The 18,497-nt window shown below is 69.1% G+C and carries 20 protein-coding genes; 6 read left to right on the forward strand and 14 right to left on the reverse strand.

Annotated features, from left to right (window positions below; translation table 11 throughout):
- Window positions 1–79: 79 nt before the first annotated feature.
- The 6 genes from LV75_RS15115 to dprE1 all read right to left on the reverse strand — a co-directional run bounded on the left by LV75_RS15115 (window position 80) and on the right by dprE1 (window position 5,689).
- On the reverse strand, window positions 80–727 hold the full coding sequence (locus LV75_RS15115) for a hypothetical protein (RefSeq protein ID WP_253887521.1): 648 nt from the start codon (window positions 725–727) through the stop codon (window positions 80–82).
- 3 nt (window positions 728–730) lie between these two features.
- Entirely contained in the window at window positions 731–1,417 is a 687-nt protein-coding gene (locus LV75_RS15120) for a hypothetical protein (protein WP_253887522.1), read from the reverse strand.
- 19 nt (window positions 1,418–1,436) lie between these two features.
- Complete coding sequence (locus LV75_RS15125; protein WP_253887523.1) at window positions 1,437–3,023, reverse strand: WXG100 family type VII secretion target; 1,587 nt, start codon at window positions 3,021–3,023, stop codon at window positions 1,437–1,439.
- Window positions 3,020–3,502 (reverse strand): YbaB/EbfC family nucleoid-associated protein, encoded by a 483-nt coding sequence (locus LV75_RS15130; protein WP_253887524.1) that lies wholly within the window; start codon window positions 3,500–3,502, stop codon window positions 3,020–3,022. Before LV75_RS15130 ends, LV75_RS15125 begins: the two co-directional genes overlap by 4 nt.
- 67 nt (window positions 3,503–3,569) lie before the next feature.
- Window positions 3,570–4,325, reverse strand: a complete 756-nt coding sequence (dprE2, locus tag LV75_RS15135) for a decaprenylphospho-beta-D-erythro-pentofuranosid-2-ulose 2-reductase (RefSeq protein WP_253887525.1) — start codon at window positions 4,323–4,325, stop codon at window positions 3,570–3,572.
- Window positions 4,322–5,689: a decaprenylphosphoryl-beta-D-ribose oxidase gene (dprE1, locus tag LV75_RS15140; protein ID WP_253887526.1), complete on the reverse strand. Its 1,368-nt coding sequence runs from the start codon at window positions 5,687–5,689 to the stop codon at window positions 4,322–4,324. Before dprE1 ends, dprE2 begins: the two co-directional genes overlap by 4 nt.
- A gap of 159 nt (window positions 5,690–5,848) precedes the next feature.
- On the opposite strand from dprE1, the gene LV75_RS15145 reads away from it, so the two are divergent.
- Window positions 5,849–6,295, forward strand: coding sequence for a GtrA family protein (locus tag LV75_RS15145; protein ID WP_253887527.1), 447 nt, complete (start codon window positions 5,849–5,851; stop codon window positions 6,293–6,295).
- Here LV75_RS15145 and LV75_RS15150 read toward each other — a convergent pair.
- Window positions 6,292–6,564, reverse strand: coding sequence for a hypothetical protein (locus LV75_RS15150; protein ID WP_253887528.1), 273 nt, complete (start codon window positions 6,562–6,564; stop codon window positions 6,292–6,294). The genes LV75_RS15145 and LV75_RS15150 overlap by 4 nt on opposite strands.
- 104 nt (window positions 6,565–6,668) lie before the next feature.
- Here LV75_RS15150 and LV75_RS15155 point away from each other — a divergent pair, with 104 nt between their 5' ends.
- Window positions 6,669–7,175 carry a DUF6817 domain-containing protein gene (locus tag LV75_RS15155; protein ID WP_253887529.1) on the forward strand — a complete coding sequence of 169 codons (507 nt, stop codon included), beginning with the start codon at window positions 6,669–6,671 and terminating at the stop codon, window positions 7,173–7,175.
- Between the two features lie 627 nt (window positions 7,176–7,802).
- On the opposite strand, the gene glfT1 is transcribed toward LV75_RS15155, so the two are convergent.
- From glfT1 to wzm, 3 genes are read right to left on the reverse strand one after another with little or no spacing between them, the layout of a single operon-like run.
- Window positions 7,803–8,699 carry a galactofuranosyltransferase GlfT1 gene (glfT1, locus tag LV75_RS15160; protein WP_253887530.1) on the reverse strand — a complete coding sequence of 299 codons (897 nt, stop codon included), beginning with the start codon at window positions 8,697–8,699 and terminating at the stop codon, window positions 7,803–7,805.
- The gene (wzt, locus tag LV75_RS15165) at window positions 8,696–9,487 is read right to left on the reverse strand and encodes a galactan export ABC transporter ATP-binding subunit Wzt/RfbE (protein ID WP_204449834.1); all 792 of its coding nucleotides are present in this window, start codon (window positions 9,485–9,487) and stop codon (window positions 8,696–8,698) included. Before wzt ends, glfT1 begins: the two co-directional genes overlap by 4 nt.
- Before the next feature lie 16 nt (window positions 9,488–9,503).
- Window positions 9,504–10,391, reverse strand: coding sequence for a galactan export ABC transporter permease subunit Wzm/RfbD (gene wzm, locus LV75_RS15170; RefSeq protein ID WP_372504185.1), 888 nt, complete (start codon window positions 10,389–10,391; stop codon window positions 9,504–9,506).
- A 208-nt stretch (window positions 10,392–10,599) separates the two neighbouring features.
- Here wzm and LV75_RS15175 point away from each other — a divergent pair, with 208 nt between their 5' ends.
- Both LV75_RS15175 and neuC read left to right on the forward strand, forming a co-directional pair.
- Window positions 10,600–11,583, forward strand: a complete 984-nt coding sequence (locus tag LV75_RS15175) for an N-acetylneuraminate synthase family protein (protein ID WP_308210970.1) — start codon at window positions 10,600–10,602, stop codon at window positions 11,581–11,583.
- A 64-nt stretch (window positions 11,584–11,647) separates the two neighbouring features.
- Window positions 11,648–12,706 (forward strand): UDP-N-acetylglucosamine 2-epimerase, encoded by a 1,059-nt coding sequence (neuC, locus tag LV75_RS15180; protein ID WP_253887532.1) that lies wholly within the window; start codon window positions 11,648–11,650, stop codon window positions 12,704–12,706.
- A 1,170-nt stretch (window positions 12,707–13,876) separates the two neighbouring features.
- Here the strand turns inward: neuC and LV75_RS15185 are convergent.
- Window positions 13,877–14,269, reverse strand: coding sequence for a hypothetical protein (locus LV75_RS15185; protein WP_253887533.1), 393 nt, complete (start codon window positions 14,267–14,269; stop codon window positions 13,877–13,879).
- On the reverse strand, window positions 14,266–14,922 hold the full coding sequence (locus LV75_RS15190; protein ID WP_253887534.1) for a hypothetical protein: 657 nt from the start codon (window positions 14,920–14,922) through the stop codon (window positions 14,266–14,268). Before LV75_RS15190 ends, LV75_RS15185 begins: the two co-directional genes overlap by 4 nt.
- Window positions 14,923–15,005: 83 nt before the next feature.
- Between LV75_RS15190 and LV75_RS15195 the strand changes: the two genes are divergently transcribed.
- Window positions 15,006–15,662, forward strand: a complete 657-nt coding sequence (locus tag LV75_RS15195) for an acylneuraminate cytidylyltransferase family protein (RefSeq protein WP_253887535.1) — start codon at window positions 15,006–15,008, stop codon at window positions 15,660–15,662.
- Window positions 15,663–15,722: 60 nt separating this feature from the next.
- On the opposite strand, the gene LV75_RS15200 is transcribed toward LV75_RS15195, so the two are convergent.
- Entirely contained in the window at window positions 15,723–16,256 is a 534-nt protein-coding gene (locus LV75_RS15200; protein ID WP_253887536.1) for a bacterial proteasome activator family protein, read from the reverse strand.
- Window positions 16,257–16,316: 60 nt separating this feature from the next.
- Here LV75_RS15200 and LV75_RS15205 point away from each other — a divergent pair, with 60 nt between their 5' ends.
- Window positions 16,317–17,519 (forward strand): cysteine desulfurase-like protein, encoded by a 1,203-nt coding sequence (locus LV75_RS15205; RefSeq protein ID WP_253887537.1) that lies wholly within the window; start codon window positions 16,317–16,319, stop codon window positions 17,517–17,519.
- Here the strand turns inward: LV75_RS15205 and LV75_RS15210 are convergent.
- A complete protein-coding gene (locus LV75_RS15210; protein WP_253887538.1) occupies window positions 17,509–18,468 on the reverse strand; it encodes an NAD(P)H-quinone oxidoreductase in 960 nt (319 codons plus the stop codon). The two genes, LV75_RS15205 and LV75_RS15210, sit on opposite strands and share 11 nt — an antisense overlap.
- Window positions 18,469–18,497 lie beyond the last annotated feature (29 nt).

Consider the following 18,497-nt stretch of genomic DNA (forward strand, 5'->3'; position numbering starts at 1 on the left):
ACCCCCAGGTCAGTGTGCTCATTGACCACTATCGGCCTTCCCGCCGGGCATGTCACCAGCGGGGCCACCAACCGGGGACTTACTCGATCAGGTCGTACTTCTGGATACGCGCGTACAGCACCGACCCGTCGTGGAACCGCACCCGCAGCACCTCGGGTGCCGGGATGCCACGGCCGACCAGTACCTGGTCCCACACCGCCACCCGGTGGACGTCGGTCTCCCACACCGAGTACACCTTGTCCCGGAAGCTCCACTGGTGGGAGTTGTCCAAGTAGGTGCCCGCTGTGGCTAGCGCCTGCCCGACGAGGCCCCGGTCCTTGGCTGCTGCTTTGCGCGCCTCCAGGGTGCTGACCAGCAGGATCTCCGGAAAGATGATCGCGATCCGGCGGTCGGTGATGGCTAGCCCGATCTCGCCCTGCCCGATCGCCAACGCATCGGCGGCCAGCGCCGAGTCCTGTCCTGCCGCGTCGGCGTCGGCCCACCAACCCAGGGAGTCATCGTCGGCCCACTCGTGGCCGTCGTATCGGCCACTGGCCGTGAACTCGGCCGGATCGGGGTACTTGCGGTCGATCCACCGGGTTTCCGGGGCATCTGCCGGTGCGGGGTGCGGCGCGCGCACAACGCCCCCGATCCGGGAGCCGACAGTGCGGCCGCGTGCCCCCAAGGCGACGCGGATCTTCTCCCCGGGGGTCGTCCACTCCCGGTAGAGGTCCTTCTGGATCACCATTAGCTACTCCGCCGCGCCGAGGGTGAGGGCGTGCATGCGCTCGATCTGGGCGCGGTTCTTCCCCGCTCCGAACACGAGGTCATAGCCGGAGCCGTCGACGAGTTCCATCCGCAGGCAGTGCAGCTTGCTGCGCAACACTCCCCGCGCGGCGACTGTGAAACCCCTGATGTCGCGCCGCGGCACCTCGAACTCCAACTCCACCGGGTAGGTGGGCATCTGCGGCCACACGGTCTGCTTCGCGAAAGCGTCGGTGAACGACTTGGCCGCGTGGACCACACCACCGAAGAAGCCCTTTGACGGCTCGGGTTCAGGTTCCGGCTCCGGCTTGGTGTTCGTCGCCACCCGTCCCACGCGCAATCCCGCAGGTGTGAGCACCCAGAGAGTTCGGCCGAACTGGTGCTCGAACACCTTGAACGCCTGCATGTCCGTGCTACCAACGACTACGACATCCGGGCTGTAATCGGGGGTATGGGTGTCGGGAGTGTCGAGGATGCCGTCAACGACGCTATTGGCCACCTTCATCGGGATCCCGCTCAGGTCCACTGATGGAACACGAGCGGACTCGAACCCCCGAATGTCCAGTTGGTAGTGCTTCGCGTGCGCCGCCCACAGCAGTTGCTCTCCGGTTCCTGCCAGCAACTTCCTGGCGTGGATCACCGGGCCCGCGAGATCGGCCGTGATGAGTGTCATGTGTCCCCCGGTATGGCTATCAGCTGAACCCGCGCTCCTGCGCCGCCTTGCGCTCCTCTTCCGTGCTCGGGTCCTCGGCGTAGTCGTAGGCTTGGCCAACGCCCCACTCCAGCGCGGCGCCCGGCACGTTCTCCAGAGTCCCCCGAACGACGGCCGTCCCCACCGTGGTTGTGCCGGAGAGGCCGAGGTAGCCGAGTCCCGCTTGAACAGCCTGCTGGGCCAGTGCCTGTTCCCCGGTCGCTGCTTTGCCGAAGACGTTGTGCCCGGAGACAGTCCGCCTGGCGGTGGCGTTGTCCACCCGCGTCTCAGCGTCGCTGAGTCCCTCTCGGGCCTTCTCGATCTTCTTCGCGTCCCCGGAGTCGATCGCTTTGTCCAACACGGCTTGGGCCTTGTCCTTGGCCTTGGTTGCGTCACGCATGTTGTCGAAGCTGGCGGCCGACTTCGTGATCGGGTTGCTCCCCAGCACCCGCCTGCCCACCATCGCTCCGCGCTGCTGGCTGGCCACGTCCATGACCTTGCTCAACTTGCCGCCGCGCACCAGTTTCAGCAGGTCTTCCAGTTGGGTGAACAGCGGCTTCAGCCGCTGCGCTTGTTGGGCCACCTGCTTGCCGAGGCGGCTGCTCGTGATCGCTACCTGGGACGCGGTCAACCCGGTGGCTACCGCTGTCGAGCTGCCGAAGGTGATCCAGGAGGCGGCCAGGGCGGCCAGCCATTCGATGATCAGGCCGAGGACCAGTTCCTGGATGATGTCGACGACCACCTGGACGAAGGTGTCGAAGATGTCCGCGGCGGTTTCCAGGACCGAGGTCAGGCCTGCGATGTCGCCGCCGAGGGCGCGGGCGCCGTCGGCGAACTCGGTCATCTCGGTGCGGAAGGCGTCAGCGGCTTCGCCCTGCCAGGCGTCGCCGGTGGCCGAGGCGCGGGCCTCTTCCCGGTCGCCGACCTTGTCGAGCCAGTCGGTGACCTTCTCCCAGCCCTTGGCGGTTGCCCGCATCTGCTCCGGGTCGCCCAGGGCCGGTTCCAGCACCAGGTTGACCAGGGGGCTGATCACGATGGAGATCAGCCAGCCCAGGCCGTTGTCGATGAACGCCTGGCCGGGGCTCATGACCGTCTGGATCTGCTCCATGCGGGCGTTGAACGCGGCGAACGCCATCTCCGGCGGGTCGCCGGGGTCCTTGACCTGGTCGGCGACCTTGTAGGAGTTCTCGGCCCACGAGCTGCCGTAGGCGGAGGCCTGTTGGAAGTCGGTCTTGCGGGTCGCGGCTCCTGCGCCCTCCAGCTCACCGAGCGAACCGATTGTCGGGCCCTCTATAGAAGCCAGACCGGTGGTGTTGTCAGCCTCGGTCGCGCCGTAGGAGGTTGCCGTGTCGGCGACGGCGGTCGAGATCTCGCGTAAGTAGCCCGCTGCCTTGTTGGCCATGCCTTGGCATTCGCGCAGCGTCTCGGTGTAGGTGTTCTCGAAGAAGAAGAACAGCGGACCGAAGCAGTCGTGGCTGACCCCGGCCTGTTCGAGCAGGTGCGCCAGGCTCGCGAAGTTGTCGCCCTGGCTGGCCGAGCCCGCACTGTGCGCGAGGAGAGCGCCGCCGTTGACGTCGAAGCCGGTCATCGGGGGCCGCCGTAGATGGTCTCGTCGGAGAAGTCGCCGTCGTCCTCGACCGGGGGCCGGGGTTTGCGGACCGGCGCTGCACCCGGCTGGGGGAGCGCGGCGGGCTCCGGCGGCGGCGTCGGGCCGAGCGGCTGCACAGCGGGGGCGTGGGCGCGCAGGGCCGCCTGGAACTGCTCGTAGTACGCGTCGCCGACGGCTGGGCGGACGACCTCTTCCACCTGCGCCGCCGCTTGCTGGGTCGCGGCCCGGATCGTGCCCAGGATCTCCTGCGTGAGCTGCGTGTGCGACCGGTTCATCGCCGCGGGCGTCAGCGCGAGCCCCAGCACCGCGCCGGACGGGGCGACCGTCACGGTCACCGAGCCGTCGGTGTTGCGGGCGCTGCCCTTCAGCTCGCCGATCCGCTCGCGCAGCCCGGCCGCCGCGGCCGCCTGCTCCTCGAACCTGCGCATGCTCTGCTGGAACGCGTCGTCGAGCGCCATCCATCCCCCTCGGTGAACCCCGACGGCGATGCTAACGCGACCCGCGCGGGCCGATGGCGCGAACGGGTCAGATGGGGAGCTTGCGGAAGATGGGGCGCGGGATGTGGCGCAGCACCGACATCACCAGCCGCCACTGCGCGGGCGCCCACACCAGGTCCTTGCGGCCGCGCACCGCGTCCACCGCGATCTGCGCGACCTTGTCCGCGGTCGTGGCCATCGGCGCCGCCTTGAGGCCCTCGGTCATCTTGGTGTGCACGAACCCGGGCCGCACCACTGTGACGTTGACCCCTTCGGGCCGCAGCGCCTCGCCGAGGCCGAGGTAGAAGCCGTCGAACCCGGCCTTGGTGGAGCCGTAGACGAAGTTCGACCGGCGCACCCGCTCACCGGCGACCGACGACAGCGCGATGATCGAACCGTGGCCCTGCTTGCGCAGCTTCTCGGCCAGCGCGATGCCCACCGACACCGCCGCCGTGTAGTTCACCTGCGCGGCCGCGACCCCGGCCGCGTGGTCCTGCCACAGCTGCTCGGCGTCGCCCAGCACGCCGAACGCGACGACAGCGACGTCGATGTCGTTGTCGGCGAACGCCTCCTCGATCACCTTCGGGTGCGAGTCCAGGTCGGTCGCGTCAAAGGCGACTGTGCGCACGGTCGCGCCGAGCCTGCGCAGCCGGTCGGCGGCCTCGTCCAGCCGGGCGGACGGGCGGGCGGCGAGGGTGACCGTCAACTGCCGCTGCTTGGCGTAGTTCTCGGCGATGGCCAGCCCGATCTCGGACGTGCCACCGAGCAGGAGCAGGGACTGCGGGGTACCGACTGCGTTGATCAAAGTCCGAGCCTTCGCGATTGGTCCGAGGTGAACAGGCCGTCCGGGTCGACCGACTGGCGCACCTTCCGCCACTCGTCGAGCCGGGGGTACATCTGGTGGAAGGTCTCCGGCGCGGTGCGCGACTCCTTGGCCAGGTACAGCCGACCACCGGCGGCGAGCACCTGCTCGTCGAGCCGGGCGCAGAACTCGTGCAGCCCCGGCGCGATCGGGAAGTCCACTGTGATCGTCCACCCCGGCCGGGGGAACGACAGCGGCGCCCGGTTGCCCTCACCCATGCGCTTGAACACGTTGAGGAACGACACGTGCCCCGAATCGGCCATCTGTCGCACGATCGAGCGCAGCTCGGCCTCGGCGCTGAACGGGATGATGAACTGGTACTGCAGGAACCCGTTCGTGCCATAGGCCCGGTTCCACTCGCCGAACATGTCCAGCGGGTGGTAGAATGCCGTCAGGTTCATGATCTTGCCGCGCGCCTGCTTGGGCGCCTTGCGGTACCAGGCCTCGCCGAGCAGCCGGAAGGTGAGCTTGTTGGCCAGCCCGTTGGGGAAGACGTCCGGCAGCGTCAACAGCTGTGGCGCGTCGAAGCGCAGCGGGTCGTCCCGGTACTTCTTGGGCAGCTCGTCGAGCGTGGCCAGCGAGCCGCGGGAGAACACCGCGCGGCCGAGCCTGCCGTCGGTGGAGATCGAGTCGAACCACGCCATCGAGTACTCGTAGGTGTCGTCCGAGCCGTTGGAGAACACCGCCAGCGTCTCGTCCAGGTCCGCGGTGCGGTCGGTGTCGGAGATGAAGTACGCCGACTCGGTGTGCTTGAGCGCCACCGTCGCCCGCAGGATGATGCCGGTCAGGCCCATGCCGCCCACGGTCGCCCAGAACAGGTCCGACTCGGGGCCGTCCGGGGTGAGGGTGCGGACCGAGCCGTCCGCGGTGAGCAGCTCCATCGACCGCACGTGGTTGCCGAAGCTGCCCGCGGTGTGGTGGTTCTTGCCGTGGATGTCCGAGCCGATCGCCCCGCCGATGGTGACCTGGCGGGTGCCGGGCAGCACCGGGACCCACAGTCCGAACGGCAGCGCCGCCCGCATCAGCTGGTCCAGGTTCACCCCGGCGTCGAGCACGGCCAGCCCGGTCTCGGCGTCGATCGAGTGGATGCGGTTGACCCCGGTCATGTCCACGACCAGGCCACCGGCGTTCTGCGCGGGGTCGCCGTAGGAGCGGCCGAGGCCCCGCGCGATGACCCCGCGCGGGCCAGCCTGGCCGACCGCGGCGATGACGTCGTCCGGGGTGCTGGGGGTGGCGACCGAGGCGACGCTTGGTGCCGTACGCCCCCAGCCGGTCAGCCTGCGGGTCTCGAACTCTCCTGGCTCCACCGGCCCCAGGGTAGCCGGGTGGCCGGGCGCTCCTAGACTTGTCCTGCTGTCGGGGCTCAACACAGGCGGGGCTGAATGTCCGAGACGTGGGGCTGAATGTCCGAGACGTGGGGCTGGATGTCTGAGACGTGGGGCTGGATGTCTGAGATGTGGGGCTGAATGTCTGACACGCGGGATGACGCGGCCGAGGTGCGCGGTGCGGTGGCCGGGCCGCAGCGGGTGGGGCTGGTCCAGCAGCTCGTCCGGTTCGTGCTGGTCGGCGGCTTCTGCGCGCTGGTCGACTCCGGGGTCTACTGGCTGCTGCTGCACGCGGGCCTGTGGGTGCACCTGGCGAAGGCGATCAGCTTCATCCTGGGCACCACCACGGCCTACTTCCTCAACAAGCGCTTCACCTTCACCGACGCCGCCGACCGGGGCGCTGGCCAGGCGGGCGGCTTCGCCCTGCTCTACACGGTGACGTTCTTCGTCAACGTGGGTACGAACGCGCTCATGCTGGCCGTGCTGCCGACCTTCCGCTGGGAGTACGCGCTGGCCTGGGTGATCGCCCAGGGGGTCGGCACCACGATCAACTTCGTGCTGCTGCGGACCGTGGTGTTCCGCCGCTAGTTCGCGCCGAACCCGTGGCCGCGGTTGTTCGGGGTGCCGTAGACCCGCACGTGCGCGGGCAGCGAGTCCAGGTGCGCGCTGGCCACGTGCCCGAAGTTGATCGCCGCCGAGGTCCCGTCGGCCAGTTCCGGGGTGTCGACGCCGCCGGAGGCCATCAAGACCGGCAGCCGGGGGCCCAGGCTCTTGGCCGCGCGCTCGGACAGGGAGAAGATCAACGGTTCCCCGCCGCTGGACAGGTGCAGGAAGAGGGCGTGTCGCTGTTCGCTCATGCGGCCCACCACACCACGGAAACCGTTGTCGTGCAAGGAAAGTTCACCCGGAGCGGATCTGCTCACAGCGGACAGGGCTGGTGCGGGCGCGTAGCCTCGCCAGCATGATCGAGGAGTTCCTGGCGGCGCGGGGCGCCGGTGACCTGGCCCACCCCGGCGGCACCCTGCTCGCCCACCTCGGCCGCACCCGGGACGCCCTGGCCTCCTGGGGTGCCCGCCAGGCCCTGCAGGTCGCGGGCCTGGCCCACGCCGCCTACGGAACCGACGGCTTCCCGCACCCCCTGCTCTCCCCCCACGAACGCCCAGAACTGGTCACCCTGATCGGCGTCGAGGCAGAAGCCATCGTCTACGCCTATTGCGCCCTGGACCGCGACTTCAGCTACCCGAGACTGCTGACCGGCATCGTCCGCGACAGGTTCACCGGCACCTCAACCCAGGTCGACAGCGGCCTGCTCCGGGACATTGTGGAACTGACCTACGCCAACGAACTCGACGTCATGGCCCAGAGCCCACTACTCCGCAGACGCCACGCCGCCGAACTCCGCCTGCGACTCGGCTCTTGGTCTGCCTACGCCAGCTTCCCGGCAGTGGAAGCCCTAGAACGCCTATAGCTCCCGGCCCCACTCACCGATCCCCGGTAGCCCTACCCCGCCCCACCTCACCCACCGCCGCACCCCTCCGGCAGCCCTACCGCCACCGCTTCGCGCACACCCCGGGCGCAGCCCGGCCCCCACCCTCTCCGGGGGGCGACCCCGGTGCCAGTCTATCGCATTTGACCTGCGGAAAGGGGGGCGCGGAAAATCTGTGGATAACTTAGGCGTTGTGGATAACTCGGCGCCGGACAGGCCGGGCCGGTGGCTTGCCGCTCGGACGAAATCAGCTGCCCGGGCAAGTCCGCCATGGACCAAGTCCGCTGACTTGGCAAGGCCGCCGTGCGGGCCGCGCTTGTTGGATGGGTAAGCCGCTGTGGCGGAGCCAGCAGCGTGGCGAAGCTCGTTGAGTAGGCGAGCCTGTCGCGAGTGGGTGTGCGGCCGCACTCGTTGGGTGGGCAAGCTGCCGTTGGCGGGGCCAGCTATGTGGCGAAGCTCGTTGAGTGGGCGAGTGGCTGTGCGGCCGCGCTTGTTGGGTGGGCAAGTCGCTGCGGCGGGGCCAGCCGTGTGGGCAAGCTCGTTGAGTGGACAAGTCAGCCAAAGCCCAAACCAGCAGCCTGGACAAGCAAGCCGCGCAGCCTAAGGCGGTCAGTGCCTGAAGAACTGCTCGCGTTGACCCCGCCGCACGAGTTTTAGCCACTCGAAGAATGCCTTCGGGTCTCGCTTAGTGCCCAGGAAGTACAACCCGAACCGAAACACCTCAAGCATCCCCAGCTTGCGCATGCCCGGCTGCGACAAGAGGTAGCCCCGGTTGCGATAGGTGTAATAGCGCTTCACCACGTTGTCCGGGTCTTGCGCGTGGAGCTTGCCGCCGAGCATCGGCTTGAACTCGTCGCTGCCATCCGGGTGTAGGTAGGCGGCGCGGAGGCAGGTGCCGAAAGGTAGGCCCGACCGCACGAGGCGGCGGTGGATCTCTACCTCGTCACCGCGGAAGAAGAGGCGGTAGTCGGGGACGCCGACCACGTCGAGGGTGTCGGCGCGGAAGAGGGCGCCGTTGAACAGGGAGGCGATCCCGGGTAGGAAGTCCTCGCCGAGCTGGTCGGCTTCGCGCTTCCAGGTCAGGCCGCGGCGCAGGGGGAAGGCGAGGCGCTCGGGGTGGTCGATGTTGGTGACCATCGGCGACACCTCGGCGAGGCCGCGGCGCTCGGCGACGTCGAGCAGGGTCGCCAGGACGGTCTCGTCGGCGGGGCGGCCGTCGTCGTCGGCCAGCCACAGCCAGTCGGCGCCCATCGACAGCGCGTGCAGCATGCCCAGGGCGAACCCGCCCGCGCCGCCGAGGTTGCGGTGCGAGGTCAGGTAGGTGGTGGGCAGCGGGCAGGCCGCGACCACGTCCTCGGCCGAGTCGTCCGGGCCGTTGTCCACCACGACCAGGTGGTCCGGCGGCCGGGTCTGCGCCGCGATCATCTTGAGGGAGTCGGACAGGAGTGCGCGCCGGTGCCGGGTGACCACTACGGCCACCACCGCACCCGCCTGCAACCGCGTCATCGAGTCTCGCCGAGCCTTTCCAGGGTCTCCGGGCTCATCTGTTCCAGCGGATCGCGGCCCTTGTAGGCCGTCAGCACCTCGCGCAGGTCACCGTGCATCTTGATCCGGCCCTCGTCCATCCAGATGGCCGTGTTGCACAGCTCGAACAGCAGCTCGTCGGAGTGCGAGGCGAACACCAGCATGCCCGAGCGGCGGACCAGGTCGACCAGCCGGTCGCGCGCCTTGGCCATGAACGCCGCGTCGACCGCGCCGATGCCCTCGTCGAGCAGCAGGATCTCCGGGTCGATCGAGGTGACCACGCCCAGCGCCAGCCGCACCCGCATGCCGGTCGAGTAGGTGCGCAGCGGCAGGTGCAGGTAGTCGCCGAGCTCGGTGAAGTGCGAGATGTCCTCGACCCGCTCCTGCATCTGCTTGCGGGTCATCCCCAGGAACAGGCCGCGGATGAAGATGTTCTCCATCCCGGAGATCTCCGGGTCCATGCCGACCGCCAGGTCGAAGACCGGGGCGATCTTGCCCTTGATCTCCGAGGTGCCCCTCGTCGGCTCGTAGATGCCCGAGAGCAGCCGCAGCAGCGTGGACTTGCCCGCGCCGTTGTGCCCGACCAGGGCGACCCGGTCGCCGTCGCGCAGGCTCAGGGTGATGTCGTGCAGCGCCTCGATGATCGGCACCCGGGCCTCGGTGCCGATCTTGCCGCCCACCTTGCCCAGGACGGCCTTCTTCAGCGAACGCGTCTTGGCGTCGAAGATCGGGAAGTCGACTGAGGCGTTGTGTACGTCGATACTGACCATGGTGTGACTGCCTCGTTCAGACCCAGTAGGAGACACGGGCACGGTAGTTGCGCATGGCCAAGAAGGCCAGGCTCCACCCGACGACGGTGATGACGCCGACGACCACCCAGTGGTGCCAGCTCTGCTCGCTGCCGATCAGTGGCGCGCGCAGGATCTGCACGAAGTGGTACAGCGGGTTCAACTCGACGATCAGGTGCTTCCAGTCGCCGGGGCCGAGCTTCTGGGTCAGCACGTCGACCGGCCACACGATCGGCGTCGCGTAGAAGAGCAGCTGCGTCAGCGCGTTGATGACCTGCGGGATGTCGCGGTAGCGGGTGCTGATGATGCCGAACAGCAGGGCGACCCAGGCGCCGTTGAGGGCGAGCACGACGAACGCGGGGATGGCGAGCACCATCGTCCAGCTCAAGCCCGGCTGGGGGGCGCCGTTGGGGGAGAGCGTGTAGCCGCCCGCGGCGATCGAGCCGAAGAACAGCGCGAGCACCACGGCGTAGACGAGCATGTTGTGCAGCATCATCAACGTCTGCCGCCACACCGTCCGCAGCGCGTAGACGGTCAGCGGCGCGGGCAGGTGCTTGATCAAGCCCTCGTTGGAGATGAACGCGTCCGAGCCCTCGGTCAGGCAGCCCAGGATGAAGCCCCAGACGATGAAGCCGACGGTCAGGTAGGGCAAGAACGTGTTGACCGCGATGCCGAACAGCTGGGAGTAGAGCAGGCCGAGGCCCGCCGCCGTGACCCCCATGCTCATGGTGATCCACAGCGGCCCGATCACCGAGCGCCGGTACCGCTGTTTGATGTCCTGCCAGCCGAGGTGGCCCCACAACTCCCGGGCGGCGACGCCGTCCCGGATGTCCTTAGCCGCCCGCGCCCAACTCCGCCCGGAGTGCACCACCGGACTCGCCGGGATGTCTATCGCGCTCGTTACCTGCACGGTGGTTGAGACTACCGGCGGTTCCCCCAAGGGCATGTAGCCGGTCGTTGCAGCGCGCGGGACCGGCTGCGCGCCGCTAGACTCCGCGAGACCCGGCCGTCGCTCACGACCCCGCAGGAGGTCGCCCCCCTTGGCCGAAATACTCGTCGGTTCCCGTGCCGTCGGATCGGTCCACCCGCCACTGGTGATCGCCGAGATCGGCATCAACCACGAGGGCGACCCGGACAAGGCCCACCGGATGGTCGCCGACGCGGCCGACGCGGGCGTGGAGTGCGTCAAGTTCCAGACCCACGTGGTCGAGGACGAGATGATCCCCAACGACGTCGTCCCCGGCAACGCCGACGAGCCCATCTACGCGATGATGCGCCGCTGCGCGCTGCCCGCGTCGGTGGAGCGCGAGCTCAAGGCGCACGCCGAGGAGCGGGGCATGGTGTTCCTGTCCACCCCGTTCTCCAGGGCGGCCGCCGACCGCCTCGCCGAGCTGGACGTCGCCGCGTACAAGATCGGCTCCGGGGAGTGCAACAACTACCCGCTGGTCGGCCACATCGCCGCGCTCGGCAAGCCGGTCATCCTGTCCACCGGCATGAACGACATCGCCTCCATCCGGCCCGCTGTGGACCTGCTGCGCGCCGCCGGGGTCGGTTACGCGCTGCTGCACTGCACGTCGCTCTACCCGACCCCGCCCGAGCAGGTCCGCCTCGGCGCTCTGGCCGAACTGCGCGCGGAGTTCCCGGACGCCGTCCTCGGCCTGTCCGACCACACGACGTCGATCTACCCGTGCCTCGGCGCGGTCCCGCTCGGCGCGCGGGTGCTGGAGCGGCACTTCACCTCGGACGCCACCTGGCCGGGTCCGGACATCCCGGTGTCCTCGACGCCCGCGGAGTTCGCCGAGCTGGTCACCGGCTCCCGGTTGATCTTCGCCGCCCTCGGTGGCACCAAAGAGATCTTGGCCGCGGAGCAGCCGACGATCGACTTCGCCTACGCCAGCGTCGTCACCACCGCGCCGATCGCCGCCGGGGACGAGCTGACCGCGGCCAACCTGTGGGTCAAGCGCCCCGGCACCGGCGAGATCCGCGCCGCCGAGTACCCCACCCTGCTCGGCCGCCGGGCCGCCACCGACCTACCGGTCGACCGGCAGTTGAGCTGGAACGACCTCGCGGATGTCTGAGAGTTGCCGAGAGGTCCTGTTCGTCACCGGCACCAGGGCCGACTTCAGCAAACTCCGCGACATCATGCTGGCCGTCCAGTCCAGCGACCACCTCGAAGCCCGCGTCGTGGTCACCGGCATGCACCTGCTCCGCCGCTACGGCTACACCGTCCACGAGGTCGAACGGGTGGGCCTGCGCCGGTTGCACCTGATCCCCAACCAGGTCGACGGCGAGCCCATGGCCCTGGTCCTCGCCAACACGGTCCAGGCGCTCACCAGGTTGGTGCACGAGGAACGGCCGGACGCAATCGTGGTCCAGGGGGATCGCGTTGAGGCTCTGGCTGCCGCGCTGGTGGGGTCGCTGCACAACGTCCGGGTGATCCACATTGAGGGCGGGGAAGTCTCGGGCGCGATTGACGACTCCGTGCGGCATTCGATTTCCAAGCACGCACACGTGCATTTGGTGGCAAACGCTACTGCTCGGGCGCGGTTGCTGCAGTTGGGCGAGGAAGAGGATCGCGTCTTCGTGGTGGGCAGCCCGGAGATTGATATTTTGACGTCGCCGGACTTGCCTTCGATCGCGGAGGTGCGGGAGCGGTACGAGATCGGGTTCGAGCGGTACGGGGTGCTGGTGGTGCATCCGGTCACGACTGAGCCCGGTCTGAACTCGATGAACGCGGCCGCGGTTGTTGACGCGGTACTTGCTGGTGGTGGGAACTGGGTCATCATCGATCCGAACAACGATGCCGGGTGCGACGACATTCGCAAGGAATTGGATCGACTTACGGGAGAGCGGTTCACCCGGCTGCCGTCGATGCGATTCGAGCATTTCGTGACGTTGATGCGGAATGCGGATGTGATGGTGGGGAACTCGTCGTCGGGGGTGCGGGAAGCGCCTGTGGTGGGGACGCGGGTGGTGAATGTGGGAACGCGGCAGCGGGGGCGGACGAATGCTGAGGGTGTGTTGAACGTGGCGCCGGACCCGGGGGAGATCCGGGAGGCGGTGGCAGAGGTGTGCCGGTTGCCGCGGTTGCCCGCGTTCCACGGGTTCGGGGAGCCAGGGGCGCGTCGGCGGATTATCAAGTTGTTCGAAGGCACGGCGTTGTGGCGGCCGTCGTTGTATAAGCAGTTCGTGGATCGGTGAGGCTTGGTGGTGGTGGTTGTCCACAACCAGCGCGCTTGTCCACAGGTCCTGTTCGCCGCTCCCGGTTTGTTGGTGCCTCTCGGTAGGCTGTATATCGGGGGCTCTTGCTTCAGTTGATCTTGGGTGTGGGGGTGGTTGGGCCGCTTGTTGCCGTGGCGAGTTGCTTGGTTGTCCACAATGGCTGCGGTTGTCCACAGGTCCCGTTCGCTGCTGCCGGTTTGTCGGTGCGCGTCGGTAGGCTGTGTATTTGGGGGCTTTCGATCAGGTTGATCTTGGCGTAGGCCGGGGTTGGGGGTGCGGGGCAAGGGATTGGGGTCGGCCTCGTCGCCTGGCGGCGAGCTCGGCGACCCGGGATCGGACGCCTCGTTGCCTGGCGGCAACATCGGGCCCGATCCGCGACAATGCGTAAAAGCTCGATGCGGTGGACCTGTTTTGTGCGGGGCCCCTACGACACCCGTGGCAGGACCGCAAAGCAGGGGCCGAAAAGCATGGCCCTGTCCGCTACCGACGCTACGGCTGCCGCTCCCCCACACAAAACAGGTCCACCCCATCGAGCATTTGGCACCAGCGAGTCCGACTGTCCAGGCGCTGAGTAGGTGGGCTGACGAGTGCGGGCTGGGTTGGCACCGGCCGTTCCGAGTGTCCAGGGGCTGGGTTGGTGGGTTGGGGCGGACCTGACGGGGGGCGGGTTGGCACCGCAGGGTCCGAGTGTTCGGGGGCTGGCCGGGTGGGTTGGCGGGTGGTTGTCCACAACGGGTTCTGTTGTCCACAGGCCGTGGTCGCTGCCCCGGTTCTGTCGGGATCTCTCAATAGGCTGTGTATTGGGGGCTCTTGCGCCAGATGATCTTGCGTGGGGTGGGGTGGAGCCAGCGGGTTGCGGGTGTCAGTGGCTGAGTTGGTGGGTTGGGGCGGACCTGACGGCAGCTGGGTTGGCACCGGCGGGTCCGAGTGTCCAGGGGCTGGGTTGGTGGGCTGGAGCGGACCTGGCGGGGGCGGGCCGACGCAGGCTGGGGCGGTACCGGTGCGTTGGAGGGCCGCTGGCTGGCCAGGTGGGTGGGGGCGGACCCGGCCGAGGATGGGGACTGGCGAGTCCGAGTGTTCAGTGGTCGGCGGGCCAGTCACGTATGAGTGGGCAGCTAGTGACCGCCCGGCGATAGGCAAGTGAGAAGGCTATTCCGCGCCCTGTTCGAGGCGGGTTAGGCGTTCTTCGTAGCGGGCGACAAGGCTGAGGCGGGTGCGGATTCGGGCGTGTTCCTCCCGGATCTCCTCCACCAACCCAGCCACTGCGTTGTCGCTGCCCACAGGAACCGCTGGCCGCACGTGTTCCACCTCAGCCAACCGGGGTTCGATGGCGGCCGTTTGGGCGGCTATGCGGCGGTGTTCGCTGTTGAGCCAGTTCACCGCGTCCGTCAGTTCCGTCAGCTGGCGCGAGAGTTCGTCCAGTTTCGGGGTCAGTTCCGTGCGGAGTTGTTCGATCTCGCGGCTCGCTTCGGTGCCGACCGCGGTGGCTTCGGTTCGGGCTACGGCGTAGACGCGGCGCCAGAGGGGGGCGAGGGGGTTCATGGGAGGAGTTCGATTCTGCCCGTTGTCGACCAGTGGTGCAGGAGGGTGGCTTCCGCTCGGAGCCGGTGTTCCGGGGTGACCGCCACGGGGGCGCCCCAGGCGTGCGGGAAGGTGGTTTGGTCGGGGGAGTCGATGATCGAGGTCCCGGTCAGCAGGACGCTCGCGTCGGGGAACAGCTCGGTCACCAGGTACGTCGTGAGGGTGCCGGTGGTCGGCCAGGTGGGGGCGGTGGAGTCCAGGCCGAGCAGGGCGTTGAGCGGGACGGTGAACTCGCGGTTCGGGATGGGGACGAAACCGAGGTCGGCTGGCCACCAGTCCGGGATGGTCTCCGGTTCCCAGTGCAGCCGCCCGGGTTCGACGAGCAGGTACAACCGCGAGGTGTAGTCGGCGAAGGTGTGCGGGCTGGCGATCACGCCCCGGTGCAGGACGACCACGTCGGTCCTGGTGCCGAGGGCGGTGGGGTCGACGGTGAAGCTGGTCATGCGGATGACCAGGTCGCAGGCGTCGATCGCGGCCGCGCGGGCGGGGTCGGCGGGGAGGGGGGCGTTGCCGACCACGGCGACCGTGCGCGGCGGTACCCGGCGCGCATAGGCACCGAGCAGGTCGGCCAGCGCTGAAGTGGCAGTCACCGGCTCGTTGAGCAGAATGGTCATGTGTGGGGGTGGGGGGTCGAGGTGTACTAGGCGATCAAGCCTAAGGTCTTGGGCTGTTCAGCGCAGCGCGAGAGGAACGTAGTGTGACCGATGTGGTGGCGGTGGTTACCGCCCGCAGTGGATCCGTGGGGTTCCCGGGCAAGAACCTTGCCCTCTTCCGGGGTAGGCCGCTGGTCGCGCACGCCGTGCTGACGGCACTGGAGACACCGCGGGTCGACCGGGTGGTGGTCACGACCGACGACACCGCCATCGCGAAGGCGAGTGCGGGCGCGGAGATCGTCTACCGGCCACCGGCACTGTCCAGGCCCGACAGCCGATCCGTGGACGCGGTCCTGCACGCGGTGGACGAACTGGGGATCGAGGACGCCCTCCTGGTCCTGCTCCAACCGACGTCGCCGTTGCGCACGGCCGGTGATGTCGCCGAGTGCCTGCGGCTGCACGGCGACCGGACAACCGGGTCCGTGGTCCAGATGTCGGCGGGGGAGGAGCACCACCCGTGGAAGGCGTGCGTGCTCGACGACGGCCGCCTCCGGCCCGCGCACGACTGGGCGGATCTTGAGGCACCGCGCCAAAACCTGCCCCAGGTGCTGCGCCCCACCGGCGGCGTCTACGTCGTTGGTCTACGCGATCTCCGCGCGCACCGCCGGTTCTTCGTCCCCGAGGTCCTGGCCCAAGTCGTCCCGGCCGCGCGGGCGATCGACATCGACAGCCCCGCGGATCTCGCGCGCGCCCACCAGTAAGACAAGCGCCAACGCGAAAAGGCCGACACCGCAACGGGTATCGGCCTTTTCGCGAAAGCGCTACAGGTATTGCCCGGTCCCGCCGGGGCGCAGGTGCGGTCCCTCTTCGACCTTGGCGCCCGGCGGCAGCCCGCGCCGCATCTGCTCCAGCTGCACCCTGGCCGCCATCTGCTGGGCGAAGAGCGCGGTCTGGATGCCGTGGAACAGGCCCTCCAGCCAGCCGACCAGCTGCGCCTGCGCGATCCGCAGCTCGGCGTCGGACGGGGTGCTCTCCTCGGTGAACGGCAGCGAGAGCCGCTCCAGCTCGTCGCGCAGCTCCGGGGCGAGACCGTCCTCGAGCTCGGCGATCGAGCGCTTGTGGATCTCCCGCAGCCGGTTGCGGCTGGCCTCGTCCAGCGGCGCCGCGCGGACCTCCTCCAGCAGCTGCTTGATCATCGTGCCGATCCGCATGACCTTGGCCGGTTGTTCGACCATGTCGCCGACCGACTCCGCGTCGAGGCTGTCCGGGATCTTCGCGCTGCCGAGCGGGGAACCGTCGGGGCCGACCACCACCACGTGGTGCGCCTCGTCCGAGCCGGGGGAGGGTTGAGTCACGCCGTCGAGGGTAGTGCCCCACGCGGCACGGGGCTGGCGGACTCTCGTACGGTGTGGCTCATGGCCTTCGACGTCGCTCGTATACGTGGGCTGTTCCCCGCGTTGGGTGACGGCTGGGTGCACCTCGACGCCCCCGCGGGCATGCAGGTACCCGAGCAGGTGGCGACAGCCGTGTCGACGGCGCTGCGGGCACCGGTCTCCGGTCCGGGCGGGGTGTTCCCGGCGTCGCAACGGGCCGAGGCGATCGTCGACGCGGCCCGCCGCGCGGTGGCGGACCTGGTCAACTGCGACCCGGCGGGCGTCGTGCTCGGGCCCAACACCGCGGTGCTGCTCGCCAGGCTCGCCGAGGCGCTCGGCGACGGGTGGCTGATCGGCGACGAGGTCGTGCTCTCCCGCTTGGACCACCAGGCCAACACCGCGCCGTGGCTGCGGGTCGCGCAGCGCGCTGGCGCGACCGTGCGCTGGGCCGAGATCGACATCGAGACCTGCGAGCTGCCCGCGTGGCAGTACGAGAACCTGGTGTCGCACCGCACGAAGGTCGTCACCGTCACCTCCGCGTCCGGGGCGGTCGGCACCCGACCGGACCTCGGCAAGATCACCGACTTGGCCCGCGCGCAGGACGCCGTCGTCGTCGTGGACGCCTCCGCCTCGGCGCCGTTCGTCCCCATGGACATCCAGGCGCTCGGCGTCGACGTCGTCGCGGTGTCCGCTGGCGCATGGGGCGGTCCCGCGGTCGCCGCGCTCGCCTTCGCCGACCCCGCGATGCTCGACCGCCTCCCGGCCAGTTCGCTCGACCCGCGCGCGTCCGGCCCGGAGCGGTTGGAGTTGGGCCAGCACGCCTACCCGTTGCTCGCCGGTCTGGTCGCCTCGGTCGACTACCTCGCCGAACTCGACGACGCCGCGTCCGGCACCCGCCGGGAGCGGCTCGCCACCTCGCTCAGCTCGGCCAAGTCCTACCAAGCCGGACTGCTGTCCCGGTTGATCGGCGATCTGCGCGGGCTGCGGCACGTGATGGTCATCGGCGACGCCATGCGCCGCATCCCCGCGCTCGCCTTCACCGTCTCCGACGTCAAGGCCCAGGACGCCGTGGTGCACCTGGCCGAGCGCGGCATCTGCGCTTTCGCCGACGACACACCCAGTGGCGTGTTCGCGACGCTGGGTGTAGGCGAGGTCGGCGGCGCTGTGCGCGTCGGCCTCGCCCACTACACCAATGCCGTTGAGGTGGACCAGCTCGTCGAGGCTTTGGCCGAGCTCAGGGGTTAGCTAGTACGACCTTGCCGAAAACGCCGCCCTCGTCGAGCATCTCGTGCGCCCGTGCCGCTTCGCTGAGCGGGAGGACCGCGTGCGTCACCGCGCGCACCCGACCTTCGGCGAACATCGGCCACACGTTCGCCACGACCTCGGCGACGATCGCGGCCTTCTCCGCCACCGGGCGCGACCGCAGGCTGGTCGCCGCGATGGTCGCGTTCTTGCGCAGCAGCGCGGACACGTCCAGCTCGGCGGTCGTACCGCCCTGCATGCCGATCACCACGAGCCGTCCGCCCCGGTTGAGCGCGGCCACGTTGCGCCGCAGGTACTTCGCGCCCATGTTGTCCAGGATGACGTCGGCGACCACTTCGCGCTCGAACTCGCTGTCGCGGTAGTCCAGCGTGGTGTCGGCGCCCAGTTCGGCGCAACGGTTGAGCCGTTCGGCTGAACCGGCGGTCACCGCGACGGTCGCGCCGAGTGCCTTGCCGACCTGGATCGCGTGCGTACCAATCCCTCCCGCGCCGCCGTGCACCAGCAGGGTCTCCCCGGCCACCAGCCGTCCGGTCTGGACCACGTTGGACCACACCGTGCACGCCACCTCCGGCAGCCCCGCCGCGTCCACAAGGTCCACTCCGGACGGAACGGGGAGCAGCTGCCCCGCGGGCACCGCCACCTGCTCGGCGTAACCGCCTCCCGCCAGCAGTGCGCACACCTGGTCACCCACACGCCACTGGCTGACACCCTCGCCCAATTCGATGACGACACCGGAGCACTCCAGCCCCGGGATGTCCGTGGTGCCCGGTGGCGGCGCGTACAAGCCTTTGCGCTGCAACAGGTCCGCCCGGTTGACCGCGCTGGCCACCACCCGCAGCAGCACCTCACCCGGCCCTGGGCGCGGATCCGGCGCGCTCGTCCACCGCAGTACTTCGGGCCCACCGGGTTCGCTGATCGTGATCGCGTGCATACGACAACGGTATCCCCGACGTCCTACGG

It is taken from the genome of Actinokineospora diospyrosa, from assembly GCF_024171925.1.
In the GTDB taxonomy this organism is placed as follows: domain Bacteria; phylum Actinomycetota; class Actinomycetes; order Mycobacteriales; family Pseudonocardiaceae; genus Actinokineospora; species Actinokineospora diospyrosa.

What these genes read in the sequence shown, in the direction of transcription:
- LV75_RS15155 (WP_253887529.1), top strand. Translation starts at nt 6,669, where the DNA reads ATGATCGAGGAGTTCCTGGCGGCGCGGGGCGCCGGTGACCTGGCCCAC.
- LV75_RS15125 (WP_253887523.1), bottom strand. Translation starts at nt 3,023, where the DNA reads ATGACCGGCTTCGACGTCAACGGCGGCGCTCTCCTCGCGCACAGTGCG.
- LV75_RS15130 (WP_253887524.1), bottom strand. Translation starts at nt 3,502, where the DNA reads ATGGCGCTCGACGACGCGTTCCAGCAGAGCATGCGCAGGTTCGAGGAG.
- LV75_RS15190 (WP_253887534.1), bottom strand. Translation starts at nt 14,922, where the DNA reads ATGACCATTCTGCTCAACGAGCCGGTGACTGCCACTTCAGCGCTGGCC.
- LV75_RS15205 (WP_253887537.1), top strand. Translation starts at nt 16,317, where the DNA reads ATGGCCTTCGACGTCGCTCGTATACGTGGGCTGTTCCCCGCGTTGGGT.
- LV75_RS15115 (WP_253887521.1), bottom strand. Translation starts at nt 727, where the DNA reads ATGGTGATCCAGAAGGACCTCTACCGGGAGTGGACGACCCCCGGGGAG.
- LV75_RS15150 (WP_253887528.1), bottom strand. Translation starts at nt 6,564, where the DNA reads ATGAGCGAACAGCGACACGCCCTCTTCCTGCACCTGTCCAGCGGCGGG.
- LV75_RS15185 (WP_253887533.1), bottom strand. Translation starts at nt 14,269, where the DNA reads ATGAACCCCCTCGCCCCCCTCTGGCGCCGCGTCTACGCCGTAGCCCGA.
- LV75_RS15120 (WP_253887522.1), bottom strand. Translation starts at nt 1,417, where the DNA reads ATGACACTCATCACGGCCGATCTCGCGGGCCCGGTGATCCACGCCAGG.
- LV75_RS15145 (WP_253887527.1), top strand. Translation starts at nt 5,849, where the DNA reads ATGTCTGACACGCGGGATGACGCGGCCGAGGTGCGCGGTGCGGTGGCC.
- glfT1 (WP_253887530.1), bottom strand. Translation starts at nt 8,699, where the DNA reads ATGACGCGGTTGCAGGCGGGTGCGGTGGTGGCCGTAGTGGTCACCCGG.
- neuC (WP_253887532.1), top strand. Translation starts at nt 11,648, where the DNA reads ATGCTGGCCGTCCAGTCCAGCGACCACCTCGAAGCCCGCGTCGTGGTC.
- LV75_RS15210 (WP_253887538.1), bottom strand. Translation starts at nt 18,468, where the DNA reads ATGCACGCGATCACGATCAGCGAACCCGGTGGGCCCGAAGTACTGCGG.
- wzt (WP_204449834.1), bottom strand. Translation starts at nt 9,487, where the DNA reads ATGGTCAGTATCGACGTACACAACGCCTCAGTCGACTTCCCGATCTTC.